General features: G+C 72.7%; 11 protein-coding genes and 1 pseudogene. 7 read left to right on the forward strand and 5 right to left on the reverse strand.

Features of this window, described 5'->3' with window-relative positions:
• Nucleotides 1-298: 298 nt before the first annotated feature.
• Together ACZ6Y7_RS00675 and ACZ6Y7_RS00680 are read right to left on the reverse strand one after the other, a co-directional pair.
• A complete protein-coding gene (locus ACZ6Y7_RS00675; protein WP_465755703.1) occupies nt 299-868 on the reverse strand; it encodes a GNAT family N-acetyltransferase in 570 nt (189 codons plus the stop codon).
• Nucleotides 869-891: 23 nt separating this feature from the next.
• Nucleotides 892-1,719: an imine reductase family protein gene (locus ACZ6Y7_RS00680; protein WP_465756451.1), complete on the reverse strand. Its 828-nt coding sequence runs from the start codon at nt 1,717-1,719 to the stop codon at nt 892-894.
• A gap of 227 nt (nt 1,720-1,946) precedes the next feature.
• Here ACZ6Y7_RS00680 and ACZ6Y7_RS00685 point away from each other — a divergent pair, with 227 nt between their 5' ends.
• Nucleotides 1,947-2,294 (forward strand): winged helix-turn-helix transcriptional regulator, encoded by a 348-nt coding sequence (locus tag ACZ6Y7_RS00685; RefSeq protein ID WP_465755704.1) that lies wholly within the window; start codon nt 1,947-1,949, stop codon nt 2,292-2,294.
• An 88-nt stretch (nt 2,295-2,382) separates the two neighbouring features.
• Here ACZ6Y7_RS00685 and ACZ6Y7_RS00690 read toward each other — a convergent pair whose 3' ends face one another.
• Nucleotides 2,383-2,871, reverse strand: a complete 489-nt coding sequence (locus ACZ6Y7_RS00690; RefSeq protein WP_465755705.1) for an LURP-one-related/scramblase family protein — start codon at nt 2,869-2,871, stop codon at nt 2,383-2,385.
• 112 nt (nt 2,872-2,983) lie between these two features.
• Here ACZ6Y7_RS00690 and ACZ6Y7_RS00695 point away from each other — a divergent pair.
• A pseudogene (locus ACZ6Y7_RS00695) lies at nt 2,984-3,493 on the forward strand (GNAT family N-acetyltransferase); the annotation flags it as partial.
• Between the two features lie 318 nt (nt 3,494-3,811).
• Nucleotides 3,812-5,632 carry an NHL domain-containing thioredoxin family protein gene (locus tag ACZ6Y7_RS00700; RefSeq protein ID WP_465755706.1) on the forward strand — a complete coding sequence of 607 codons (1,821 nt, stop codon included), beginning with the start codon at nt 3,812-3,814 and terminating at the stop codon, nt 5,630-5,632.
• A 77-nt stretch (nt 5,633-5,709) separates the two neighbouring features.
• On the opposite strand, the gene ACZ6Y7_RS00705 is transcribed toward ACZ6Y7_RS00700, so the two are convergent.
• On the reverse strand, nt 5,710-7,017 hold the full coding sequence (locus tag ACZ6Y7_RS00705) for a M18 family aminopeptidase (protein WP_465755707.1): 1,308 nt from the start codon (nt 7,015-7,017) through the stop codon (nt 5,710-5,712).
• Nucleotides 7,018-7,395: 378 nt separating this feature from the next.
• Nucleotides 7,396-9,225, reverse strand: coding sequence for an acyl-CoA dehydrogenase (locus ACZ6Y7_RS00710; RefSeq protein WP_465755708.1), 1,830 nt, complete (start codon nt 9,223-9,225; stop codon nt 7,396-7,398).
• A gap of 225 nt (nt 9,226-9,450) precedes the next feature.
• On the opposite strand from ACZ6Y7_RS00710, the gene ACZ6Y7_RS00715 reads away from it, so the two are divergent.
• From ACZ6Y7_RS00715 to ACZ6Y7_RS00730, 4 genes are all read left to right on the forward strand, one after another.
• The gene (locus tag ACZ6Y7_RS00715) at nt 9,451-9,954 is read left to right on the forward strand and encodes an SseB family protein (protein WP_465755709.1); all 504 of its coding nucleotides are present in this window, start codon (nt 9,451-9,453) and stop codon (nt 9,952-9,954) included.
• A 127-nt stretch (nt 9,955-10,081) separates the two neighbouring features.
• On the forward strand, nt 10,082-11,041 hold the full coding sequence (locus tag ACZ6Y7_RS00720; protein WP_465755710.1) for a pirin family protein: 960 nt from the start codon (nt 10,082-10,084) through the stop codon (nt 11,039-11,041).
• A gap of 180 nt (nt 11,042-11,221) precedes the next feature.
• Nucleotides 11,222-11,692: a hypothetical protein gene (locus tag ACZ6Y7_RS00725; RefSeq protein WP_465755711.1), complete on the forward strand. Its 471-nt coding sequence runs from the start codon at nt 11,222-11,224 to the stop codon at nt 11,690-11,692.
• A complete protein-coding gene (locus ACZ6Y7_RS00730) occupies nt 11,689-11,991 on the forward strand; it encodes a transcriptional regulator (protein ID WP_465755712.1) in 303 nt (100 codons plus the stop codon). Before ACZ6Y7_RS00725 ends, ACZ6Y7_RS00730 begins: the two co-directional genes overlap by 4 nt.
• Nucleotides 11,992-12,104 lie beyond the last annotated feature (113 nt).

The raw sequence follows: 12,104 nt of genomic DNA on the forward strand, positions 1-12,104 counted from the left end.
CACCCGCGGCACCCGGCCACGGCCTCCGCCCCCGCGACGATCCGGCTCCCCCGCCGGGGGGATCCGTGCGGCGGCCCGGCGGTTCGGCACGCTCGGCGCCCTCACCATCCGGGCCGAGCGCCGGTCCACGGCCACGACGCGTGCACCTGGTGATCGCAGCCGCCGCCCGCGGCCTGTCGCGCAACGCCCGGAACGCAGCGGAGTTCGTCGGGCTGGAGAGCGGGGGCGGCGTCATCCCGGTGTGACGTGCCCGCCCGGCCCGGGCAGCCGGGCGGGCACGCTGGGGCCGTCCCCTCTTCTACCCGCGCGGGGCGGCGAAGGAGTGGACGGTGACGGTACGGCCGGAGGCCCACCGCTGGTCGCCGCTGCCGAGGTGGGTCCAGCCGAGGCGGCGGTAGAGGGCGACGGCCGCGGTGTCGGTGGCCAGCACGTCGAGGACGGGGTGCAGGCCGAGCGCCCGCGCGTGCGCCACGGCGTAGGCCAGCAGACGGGCGCCGATGTGGTGGCCGCGCGCGCCGGGAGCGACGTAGAGGCGGCCGATCACGGCGGCGAGCTCCGGACGACCGCCGGTGCGGTGGCTCCACAGGGCGGGGGCGAGGTCGTCCGGGGCGCTGCGGGCGAGGCCGACGTGGCCGGCGAGCCGGCCCTCCGACTCGGCGATCCAGGCGGCCAGCAGGCCGTCCGGGGTGAGCCAGTCGGCGGGGCGTTCGGGCCAGTCGGCGGGGTAGCGGTCGGCGCTGTGGACGTCGCCCAGCACCCGGACGCAGTCGGCGAGGTCGTCCCCGCGGCGCGGTCTGACGAGTACCCCCGTCCCGGTCTGCCGTGAGCCGGACGCGACGCCGTCGGCGCGTTCTTCAAGGTCTGCCATGCCGGTACGTTACCGGCCGGTCCTCAGCGTCGCAGCAGGTCGACGACCCCGGTCAGGTCCTCCTCCCCGCTGCCGACGGCCAGCCGGCGCTCCATCAGCCGGAAGTACGGCTCCAGGAGTTCCGCGCTGACCCCCTGTTCCTCGGCGGTGCGCAGCAGCGTGGCCTTGCCCGCCACCTGCATCGCCAGGTTGGACACCACGCCCTCGGTGTAGTCGCCGCTCTCCAGCTGTTCCGCGGTCCTGGCCACCGAGCCGGACATCGCGGTGAGCCAACTGCCCAGCAGCGGAGCCAGGTCGCCCGGCGCGACGGCCTCGCCGCGGACCAGCGCGAAGGCGTGCGCGACCCCGGCGAACATGCCGTACATCGCGCTGAGCAGCGCCACGTCGTGCAGGGCCGCGTACCCGGCGTCCTCGCCCAGGTAGCGGGTGGCGGCGGGCGCGGCGAGGACCGTCCGGTGCTCCTCGAACAGCTCGGACGAGCCGCTGTAGAAGACGTAGGGCCCGGCCGCCGGGACACCGATCATCGGCGGGACGGCCATGATCCCGCCGTCCAGGTAGCGGGCGCCGCGCCGTTCGGCCCAGGCGGCGCGGGCGCGGGCCTGCCCGGGGGTGCCGGTGACCAGGTTGACCAGGTCCTTGCCGGTCAGGTCGAGCCCGGCCAGCGCCTCCTCGACCGAGGCGTCGTCGAGCAGGCAGACGACGACCAGGCGGTTCGCCGCGACGGCCTCGGCGGCGGTGGCGGCGACGGCCGCGCCGCGGGCGGCGAGCGCGTCGGCCCGGGCGGCGGTGCGGTTCCAGACGGTCAGCGGGTGCCCGGCGGCGAGCCAGGCTCCGGCCAGCGCGGTGCCCATGGCGCCGAGGCCGAGCAGGGTGAGCGGGGTGAGCGGGGTCGTGGTCGCATTCTCGGACGCGTTCGTGGTCGCGTTCGTGGTCGCGTTCTCGGACGGGTTCTCAACAGGCGTGTTCGTCACGGGGATCAGCCTCCGCGCCGCCCCCGGGAACGCTCAAGTACGCACTTCGAAGTGGGTGGTTACCCTGGGGTGAGCATCGAGGTCGGAGGGGTCCGGAAGGGGTGGGGATGGCGACCGTGCCGAGGCCGGGGGCGTACGTCTGCGGGATCGACGCCGCGATGGACGTGATCGGCGGCAAGTGGAAGGTGTTGATCCTCTGGGCGCTGGGCGAGCGCCCGAGCTGCCGCTTCGGCGAGCTGCGCCGGCTGGTGCCCGGGATCACCGAGAAGGTGCTGGCCGCGCACCTGCGCGAGCTGGAGACGGACGGCATCGTGCACCGGGAGGCGTACGACGAGGTGCCGCCCCGGGTCGAGTACGCGCTGACGGAGGCCGGGCACCGACTGAACGCCGCGCTGGGGCCGCTGGGCGACTGGGGGCGGCAGCACGTCCTGGGCGGGGCCCCGCGCCCCGCCTGACCGGCCCCCGGACCCTCGACCGGCTCGGTCGAGGGCCGGCGGAACACACCCCACGCGGTGGAGAGGCGGCCCGGGAACCCGGGACGGGTCAGTCCTCCTCGTGCGCCAGGTGGTCGACGCAGGCGGCGACGGCCAGCAGCAGGCCGGTGTCCGCGCCGTCGGCGATCTCCACCCCGTAGGTGTCCCGGATCCGGAACCACTTGCGGCTGATCCGGGCCAGCTCGTCGCCGTGGTCGTTCTCGATCCGGTAGTCCTTGTCGATCAGGTTCCCGTGGATCTTCAGCTCGCCACCGGAGGCCAGGTCCACCAGGTACTTGTCGCGGAACGGGGTGAACAGCTTCTCCCGGACGGTCGCGATCACCTCGCCGTCGGCGTTCTCGATCTTCATCGCGTCGCGGACGGTGAGCATCTTCTCCTTCACCACCGCCACCACCCGGTCCTGCGCGTCCCGCAGCTCGAAGGTGTGCCGCAGCCGCAGCACCTTGCCGTCCACCAGGTACGCCTTGTGGCCCCGGTCGTCCTCGATCCAGTAGTCGTCGCCGACCGCGAACAGCTTCTCCCTGACCAGATACCGCACCGCAGGACCTCCTCCGTGTTGACGTGGGACCCCATTCGACCCCGACCTCCCGCCCGCCGAAAAGCACCGCCACGAAGGACCCGCGGAAAACCCCGTCGCGACGGCCGCCGCGATGACCTTCAATACCGCCATGCGTCCCGACCTCACCGCGGCCCCGCTGCGCAGCGAGCGCCTCGACCTGCTGCCGATCGCCCCCGAGCACGCCGAGGAGCTGGCGGCCGCGCTCGCCGACCCGGCCCTGCACGCCTTCACCGGCGGCCGTCCGGCCACCGTCGGGGAGATGCGCGCCCGCTGCGCCCGGCTGGCCGCCGGTTCCCCGGATCCGTCCGAGCGCTGGGGCAACTGGGTGCTGCGGCTGCGCTCCGAGGGCGCTCTCGCCGGCTACGTGCAGGCGACCGTCCGCACCGAGGAGACCGAGCTCGCCTGGGTGGTCGGCACCCCCTGGCAGCGCCGCGGCCTGGCCACCGAGGCCGCCCGCGTCCTGCTGGCCCACCTCACCGCCGCCGGGGTCACCACCGCCGTCGCCCACGTCCACCCGGACCACCGCGGCTCCCGGGCGGTCGCCCGTGCCGTCGGCCTGCGCCCCACCTCCCGCGTCCAGGACGGCGAGACCCGCTGGCAGGCCGACCTCGGCCGGCCGGACCCCTTCTCGAACACCTCCGGCATGACGTACGAGGAGGCCGCCCGGCTGACCGCCGTCGTCGAGGAGTGCCGCCCGGTGCTCGCCGGGCAGGGCATGGAGGCCGTCCAGCGGCTGCTGGTCGAGCGCGGGCTGAGCGTGATCCCGGCGATCCTGGTCACCAGGGCCCTGCTCGGCCCGTCCGGGGTCCCGCTCCACGCGGCCCGGGAGGCCGTCGAACTGAGCGCCGCCCGACGGCCGGCGTCCTGAGAACCCGGTCCGCCCGGAATGCGGACGCCGGGCATGCGGTTTCATTGGGTCATGGCATCTCGTGCACGTGTACGCGCCCCCGAGCTGGTCGGGGCAGGCGGTTGGCTGAACACCGGCGGCAAGCAGCTCACGCTCGCCGACTTCCGGGGCAAGATCACCATCCTGGACTTCTGGACCTTCTGCTGCATCAACTGCCTGCACGTCCTGGACGAGCTGCGGGAGGTGGAGGAGAAGCACCGCGACACCGTGGTGGTCGTCGGGGTGCACTCGCCGAAGTTCGTGCACGAGGCCGACCACCAGGCCGTGGTGGACGCCGTCGCCCGGTACGAGGTGCACCATCCCGTCCTGGACGACCCGGCGCTGGCGACCTGGAAGCAGTACGCCGTCCGGGCCTGGCCGACGCTGGTGGTGATCGACCCGGAGGGCTACGTGGTCGCCCAGCACGCCGGTGAGGGCCACGCCCACGCGATCGCCCGGCTGGTCGAGGAGCTGGAGGCCGAGCACGCCGCCAAGGGCACGCTGCGCCGCGGCGACGGCCCGTACGTGGCGCCGGAGCCGACTGCGGGGGACCTCACGTTCCCCGGCAAGGCGCTCCGGCTGCCGAACGGCCACTTCCTGGTCGCCGACTCCGGCCGTCACTCGCTGGTCGAGCTGGCCGAGGACGGCGAGACGGTGGTGCGCCGGATCGGCGATGGGCAGCGCGGCCTGGTGGACGGCACGACCCCCCGGTTCAGCGAGCCGCAGGGCCTCGTGCTGCTCCCCGAGGGCCACCCGTACGACTACGACGTGGTCGTCGCCGACACCGTCAACCACGCGCTGCGCGGTCTGCGGCTGGCCGACGGCAGCGTGACCACCCTGGCCGGCACCGGCCGCCAGTGGTGGCAGGGCTCGCCCACCGAGGGCCCGGCCCGCGAGGTGGACCTCTCCTCGCCGTGGGACGTCGCCTGGTTCGACGGCCGGGTGTGGATCGCGATGGCGGGCGTGCACCAGCTGTGGGCGTACGACCCGGCGGCCGGCACGGTCGGCGTCGCGGCCGGCACCACCAACGAGGGCCTGGTGGACGGCCCCGCCGCCGAGGCCTGGTTCGCCCAGCCGTCCGGCCTCGCGGTCTCCGCGGACGGCGAGCGGCTCTGGGTCGCCGACTCCGAGACCTCGGCCCTGCGGTGGGTTTCACGTGAAACCAAGACGGTCGAAACGGCCGTCGGCACCGGCCTGTTCGACTTCGGCCACCGCGACGGCGCGGCCGACCAGGCGCTGCTCCAGCACCCGCTGGGCGTCACCGTGCTGCCGGACGGCTCGGTGGCCGTCAGCGACACCTACAACCACGCGCTGCGCCGCTACGACCCGGCGACCGGCGAGGTCAGCACCCTGGCCACCGATCTGCGCGAGCCCTCCGGGGCGGTGCTGGTGGACGGGGACATCGTGGTGGTCGAGTCGGCCCGGCACCGGCTGACCAGGCTGCGGCTGCCGGAGGAGGCGGTACGGGTCGAGTCGGTGGCGCACCGCACCCAGCGCGCGGCCACCGAGGTCGCGCCGGGCGCCTTCCGGCTGGACGTGGTCTTCTCGGCGCCGAGCGGCCAGAAGCTGGACGAGCGCTACGGCCCGTCCACCCGGCTGCTGGTCAGCGCCACCCCGCCCGAGCTGCTGGTCTCCGGCGCCGGCGCGGACAGCGAGCTCTCCCGCGAGCTGGTGCTCTCCGCGGAGGTCGGCGAGGGCGTGCTGCACGTCTCGGCGATGGCGGCCTCCTGCGACGACGATCCGGAGATCGAGTACCCGGCCTGCCACGTGCACCAGCAGGACTGGGGCGTGCCGGTGAAGCTGGTCGCCGACGGCGCCCGCCGCCTCCCGCTGGTCCTGGCGGGCATGGAGTAGCCCGCGCGGCACCGCGACGACGAGGGGCCCGACGGACGAGTGACCGTCCGCCGGGCCCTTGTCGTGCCCGGAGGGGATCAGCCCTCCAGGAAGGCCTTGATCGCGCTGGCCAGCAGGTACGGGTCCTCCGCGCCGCACAGCTCGCGCGCCGAGTGCATGGACAGCGCCGCGATGCCGCAGTCCACGGTCTTGATGCCCAGCCGCGCCGCCGTGATCGGGCCGATCGTCGTGCCGCAGGGCATCGCGTTGTTGGAGACGAAGGTCTGCCACGGCACGCCGGCCTTCTCGCAGGCGGCCGCGAACACCGCCCGGCCGACGCCGTCGGTCGCGTAGCGGTTGTTGACGTTGACCTTGAGGATCGGCCCGCCGTTGGGCATCGGGTGGTGGCCCGGCTCGTGGCGCTCGCTGTAGTTCGGGTGGACGGCGTGGCCCATGTCCGAGGAGAGGCAGACGGTGCCGGCGAGCGCCCGGGCGCGGTCCTCGGTGGTGCCGCCGCGCGCGTGGATCGTCCGGTCCAGGACGTTGCCGAGCAGCGGGCTCTGCGCGCCGGTGTCGGACTCGCTGCCGGTCTCCTCGTGGTCGAAGGCGGCCAGCACCGGGATGTACGGCAGGTCGCGGGCGCCGCCGGCGGAGGCGGCGGCGGCCAGCGCGGCGGTGGCCGCGTGCACCGAGAGCAGGTTGTCCAGGCGCGGGCCGACCAGCAGTTCGCGGTCCCGGCCCAGGTAGGAGGCGGGCTGGACGTCGTGCGTCATGAGGTCCCAGCCGACCACGTCGGCCGCGTCCAGACCGGCCCGCCGGGCGACGTAGGAGATCAGCGCGCCCTCGTCGACCGGGCCGAGGCCCCAGATCGGGGTGAGGTGGCGCTGCTTGTCGAGCTTCATGCCCTCGTTGACCTGGCGGTCCAGGTGGATGGCGAGCTGCGGCACGCGCAGCAACGGCTCGTCCAACTGGACGAGCCGGGCGGTACCGTCCTTGAGCGCGAGTCTGCCGGAGATGCCGAGGTCCCGGTCCAGCCAGGTGTTCAGCGGGACGCCGCCGTAGATCTCCACCGCGACCTGCCGCCAGCCGGCCGAGCCGGTGTCCGGCAGCGGCTTGACCCGCAGGTTGGGCGAGTCGGTGTGGGTCCCGACGATCCGGAACGGGGTCTCGGGGCCCGCTCCCTCCGGGAGGTACCAGGCGATCAGGGCACCGCCGCGGATCAGGTACCGCCCGCCGGCGGCGCCGTCCCAGGCGTCCGTCTCGGCGACCTGCCGGAAGCCCGCCTTCTCCAGCCGCTGCGCGGCGCTCGCGACCGCGTGGTACGGGGACGGCGAGGTGCCGAGGAACGCGATCAGGTCGTCGCTGTGCGTCCGGTCGAAGAATGCCTGGCGGGCGGCGGTCGACATACTGCTCCTGGGTCGAGGGAGGGTCGGAGCCGGATGGGGGTCGGCTCCGCCCCTTGAGCATATGCCCGTACACGGACAGGGCGTTCGGAACCTCAGGACCCGGACACAACCGTGAACCACCTGCGACACGCGCCGTCCTTCCACCGGATCGGCCCTGGTCGCACCCGGTCGGCGGGCCGCCCGGACGGACCGGGCGAACGGGCCGGACGAACGCCCGGCGCGTCAGCCCGCCGCCGCGGCCCGGCACCCGGCCGGAGGAACACCGAAGGACCCGGTGGCAGCCGGGCCCTTCGGTGTGAGGGTGTTCGTCAGGCAGTCAGGAAGGTGTCGCGCGCGGCGTTTCCCGAGCGGGAGTGCGGGCGGGACGGGCGGTCAGGCCTAGAAGGCCTCCTCCGCCAGCTCCATGATCTCGTTGTCGATGCCCTCGGCGATCACGCGCTGCGGCGTGACGGTCGGCAGGACGTTCTTGGCGAAGAAGCGGGCCGCCGCGACCTTGCCCTGGTAGAAGGGGACGTCCTTCTCGGAGGCGCCGGCCTCCAGCTTGGCCAGGGCCACCGCGGCCTGACGCAGCAGCAGCCAGCCGACCACGACGTCGCCGGAGACCATGAGCAGGCGGGTGGTGTTGAGGCCCACCTTGTACATGTTCTTGACGTCCTGCTCGACCGAGGTCAGGTCGGCGATCAGCTTGCCGACGATGGCCTCCAGGTCGCCCGCGGCCTTGGCGAGCAGCTCGCGCTCGGCGGCCAGGGCGTCGCCGCCGGCGGCGGAGCCGATGAACTTCTGGATCTGCTCGTTCAGCGCGGTGAGCGCCTGGCCGCCGTCCTTGACGATCTTGCGGAAGAAGAAGTCCTGGCCCTGGATGGCGGTGGTGCCCTCGTACAGGGTGTCGATCTTGGCGTCGCGGATGTACTGCTCGATCGGGTACTCCTGCAGGTAGCCGGAGCCGCCGAAGGTCTGCAGGGACTGGGCGAGCTGCTCGTAGGACTTCTCCGAGCCGTAGCCCTTGACGATCGGCAGGAGCAGGTCGTTCAGACGCTCGGCGGCCTCGTCGCGCTCGCCGCGCAGCTTGGCGGCCAGCATGTCGTCCTGGGTGGACGCGGTGAACAGGACCAGCGCGCGCATGCCCTCGGCGTAGGCCTTCTGGGTCATCAGCGAGCGGCGCACGTCGGGGTGGTGGGTGATGGTGACGCGCGGGGCGGTCTTGTCCAGGAACTGCGAGATGTCGGCGCCCTGCACGCGCTCCTTGGCGTACTCCAGCGCGTTCAGGTAGCCGGTGGAGAGGGTGGCGATGGCCTTCGTGCCGACCATCATGCGGGCGAACTCGATGATCTTGAACATCTGGCGGATGCCGTCGACCTTCTCGCCGAGCAGCCAGCCCTTGGCCGGGTGCTTCGCGCCGAAGGTCATCTCGCAGGTGTTCGAGGCCTTGAGGCCCATCTTGTGCTCGACGTTGGTGGCGTAGACGCCGTTGCGCTCGCCGAGCTCGCCGGTCTCCCAGTCGAAGTCGAACTTCGGGACGATGAAGAGGCCCAGGCCCTTGGTGCCCGGCTTACCGCCCTCGGGGCGGGCCAGCACCATGTGGATGATGTTCTCGGACATGTCGTGCTCGCCCGAGGTGATGAAGCGCTTCACGCCCTCGATGTGCCAGGAGCCGTCCTCCTGCTTGATCGCCTTGGTGCGGCCGGCGCCCACGTCGGAGCCCGCGTCGGGCTCGGTGAGGACCATGGTGGAGCCCCACAGGCGGTCGGTCATCCGCTTGGCGATCTCCAGCTGCTCCTCGGTGCCCTCCTCGGCGATGACGCCGGCGAAGGCCGGGCCGGAGGAGTACATCCAGATGGCCGGGTTCGAGCCCAGGATCTGCTCGGCGAAGGCCCAGATCAGCGAGTTCGGGGTGACCTGCCCGCCGATCGACTCCGGGATGCCAAGGCGCCACCACTCGGCGTCCATGAAGGTCTGGTAGCTCTTCTTGAACGAGGCCGGGATCGGCGCGGTGTTGGTCTCGGGGTCGAAGACCGGCGGGTTGCGGTCGGTGTCGGCGAAGGACGCCGCGAGGTCGTTCTCGGCCAGGCGCGCGATCTCGCTCAGGATGTTCTTCGCGGTCTCGACGTCCATGTCCGCGAAGGGTCCGGTGCCGTAGACCTGCTCGCGGCCGAACACCTCGAAGAGGTTGAACTCCACGTCACGCAGGTTGGACTTGTAGTGACCCATGGCCGTTTTCTCCGGTTCGTCGCTTCCGGGAGACCGCCGCGTTCGGGCGTCCCGTACCCACCAGTAGGCATCATGATGCTACCCAGCGGTAACTTGAGCAAGCCCTCGACCGCGAACTCGACGGTCGATCGCTATGAACGTGGTCACGTCCCACAGTCCGGACGACCACTCCTTTGTCAGGATCCGCGCCAGCGCGGGCGGCTGCGCTCCCGCTAGCCTGTCCGTGTGTACGGATATGACCAGAACGCATACCCGGGCGACCCCTACCAGCAGCAGGCGGGACCGCAGCCGGGCATGAACGGCATGCCCGGACCGGACGCCTACGGCGCGCAGTCGCAGGCGGGCCAGCAGTCGCTCTACCCGGAGCCCTCCCCGCCGTCGCTGGCGGACGCCGTCCGGGCGTTCACCACCGGCTCGATGGCGGTCGAGGACTTCCAGGCGATCTTCATCACCTCCAAGGTGCACTGCCCGCGCGGCGACCGCCCCGGCTTCCTCGCGCTGCACAACACCCCGACACCGGTGATCCCGATGTTCAGCTCGCTCAAGGAGCTGCGCCGCTACGCCGGCAAGGACTCCAAGCACTTCACCGTCACCGGCGCCGAGGTGCTGGACCTGCTGCCGACCGGCTACGGCTTCGCGCTGGACATGGAGGGCGAGCACCGGATGGTGTTCGACGCCAAGGCGGTGGAGCAGATGGTCGACTTCACCATGCGCCGGATGTACGGCTGACCCAGGATGGACAGGGAGCCCCGCGCTTCCTCGTCGACACATAGTTCAATCTTCAACTTGCTTGTTGTTGAGAATTGAACTAATCTCGTGGACGTAGGCCGCAGAACCCCCCTCGAAGGAGGCCGACATGCCCGCCGTGACCGTCGACAACCCGCTGACCCTCCCCCGCGTCACCACGCCGGACGCCGCCGCCACCAGCGCCCGTCCGGTCCTGACCGTGGTCACCGCTCCCGAGGGCTACGAGGGCGAGGGCTTCCCCGTCCGCCGCGCCTTCGCCAAGATCGACACCAAGTACCTCGACCCGTTCATCATGATGGACCAGATGGGTGAGGTGGACTACGCGGCCGGCGAGCCCAAGGGCACCCCCTGGCACCCGCACCGCGGCTTCGAGACAGTCACCTACATCATCGACGGAACGTTCGTCCACCAGGACTCGCACGGCGGCGGCGGCGTCATCACCGACGGCGACACCCAGTGGATGACGGCCGGCTCCGGCCTGCTGCACATCGAGACCCCGCCGGAGTCCCTGGTGAAGTCCGGCGGCCTCTTCCACGGACTCCAGCTGTGGGTGAACCTGCCCGCCTCGGACAAGATGATCGCCCCGAAGTACCAGGACATCCGCGGCGGCAGCGTCAAGCTCCTCAGCACCGAGGACGGCGGCGCCCTGCTGCGGGTCATCGCCGGCGAGCTCGACGGCCACCAGGGCCCCGGCGCCACCCACACCCCGATCACGATGATCCACGCCTCGGTCAGCCCCGGCGCCCAGATCACCCTGCCCTGGCGCTCCGACTTCAACGCCCTGGCGTACGGCCTGGCGGGCAAGGGCTCGGCCGGCCAGGAGCGCCGCCCGTTCCACCGCGGCCAGGCCGTCCTCTTCGGCGACGGCGACTCCCTGACCATCCGCGCCGACGAGAGCCAGGACTCCCGCGACACCAACTTCGAGGTCGTCCTGCTCGGCGGCCTCCCGATCCGCGAACCGGTCGCCTGGTACGGGCCGTTCGTGATGAACAGCCACCGCGAACTCCAGCAGGCCATGGCCGACTTCCAGGCCGGCCGCCTCGGCACCATCCCGGCCGCCGGCCACTGACCCCCTCCCACCGTGGCCCCGTGGGGGACCGGCTCGGGTGGAGCCGGTCCCCCACGGGGCCCTCCCGCTGCCGGGCGGGCCCCGCTCGGCCCGCTCCCGCGCCCGGGTCCGGCCCCGCCCGACGGGGCCGTCACCGAACCACTTGCCAAGTCGGACAGTAGTATGGCTATGGTTTCCACCATGGAAAGCACTTCGCGCAACTCCGGCCCGCGCCGGACCGATTCCGCCCGTGCCGCCCTGGACGCCGTCGCCGACGCCCGGGCCCTGGTGGCCGACCGGGTCCGTGCCCCGTGGTGGTACCACCTCGGGCTCGGTGCGGCGCTCGCCGCCTGGTTCGCCTCGATGAGCCTGCGGGCCGCCTCCTGGGGGACCCCGGCCTTCGTCCTCGTGGTGCTGGGCCTCGCCTGGGCGCTGCGGGAGTCGACCGGGGTCTCCTTCACCGCCCTCACCGCCACCCCCGCGACCCGCAGGCTGTACGCCGGCTACCTGATCGCCCTCGTCGTCCTGGCCGCGGCCGGGATGTCCCTGGAGTGGGGGGCGGGCGTCCGGTGGGCCATCGCCGCCGCGGGCCTCGTGATCGGGGCGCTCACCGTCGCCGTGGGGTACCGGGCCGATGCCGCGGCCCGCCGGGACATCCGGGCCGGGCGATGACCGAGCCGGTCTTCGACGAGCTGATCCACGCACCCAACCGGCTGCAGATCTGCAGCATGCTCGCCGCCGTCGACGCGCTGGAGTTCTCGGTGGTCCGCCAGGCCCTCGACGTCAGCGACTCCGTCCTGAGCAAGCACGTGAAGGCCCTCCAGGCCGCCGAGTACGTCAGCGTCACCAAGGTCCGGGGCGCCTCCTACCCCCGCACCTGGCTCGCGTTGACCCCCCTCGGCCGCAAGGCCTTCGAGGGCCACATCGCCGAACTCCGCCGCCTGCTGGACCTCGCCCAGGGCCACGACTGACCCTGGGCCGCCCCCTGCCCGGGCGGTCCGACGTCGACTCCCGCGCGCACGGCCCGGCCGGCAGGGCCGGTCGCAGGACCCACGGCCCGCCTGCGACCGCCTCACCGTGCCGC

It is taken from the genome of Kitasatospora sp. NPDC053308 (genome assembly GCF_055585785.1).

What these genes read in the sequence shown, in the direction of transcription:
- ACZ6Y7_RS00675 (WP_465755703.1), bottom strand. Translation starts at nt 868, where the DNA reads ATGGCAGACCTTGAAGAACGCGCCGACGGCGTCGCGTCCGGCTCACGG.
- ACZ6Y7_RS00680 (WP_465756451.1), bottom strand. Translation starts at nt 1,719, where the DNA reads ATGGGCACCGCGCTGGCCGGAGCCTGGCTCGCCGCCGGGCACCCGCTG.
- ACZ6Y7_RS00685 (WP_465755704.1), top strand. Translation starts at nt 1,947, where the DNA reads ATGGCGACCGTGCCGAGGCCGGGGGCGTACGTCTGCGGGATCGACGCC.
- ACZ6Y7_RS00700 (WP_465755706.1), top strand. Translation starts at nt 3,812, where the DNA reads ATGGCATCTCGTGCACGTGTACGCGCCCCCGAGCTGGTCGGGGCAGGC.
- ACZ6Y7_RS00705 (WP_465755707.1), bottom strand. Translation starts at nt 7,017, where the DNA reads ATGTCGACCGCCGCCCGCCAGGCATTCTTCGACCGGACGCACAGCGAC.
- ACZ6Y7_RS00710 (WP_465755708.1), bottom strand. Translation starts at nt 9,225, where the DNA reads ATGGGTCACTACAAGTCCAACCTGCGTGACGTGGAGTTCAACCTCTTC.
- ACZ6Y7_RS00720 (WP_465755710.1), top strand. Translation starts at nt 10,082, where the DNA reads ATGCCCGCCGTGACCGTCGACAACCCGCTGACCCTCCCCCGCGTCACC.
- ACZ6Y7_RS00725 (WP_465755711.1), top strand. Translation starts at nt 11,222, where the DNA reads ATGGAAAGCACTTCGCGCAACTCCGGCCCGCGCCGGACCGATTCCGCC.
- ACZ6Y7_RS00730 (WP_465755712.1), top strand. Translation starts at nt 11,689, where the DNA reads ATGACCGAGCCGGTCTTCGACGAGCTGATCCACGCACCCAACCGGCTG.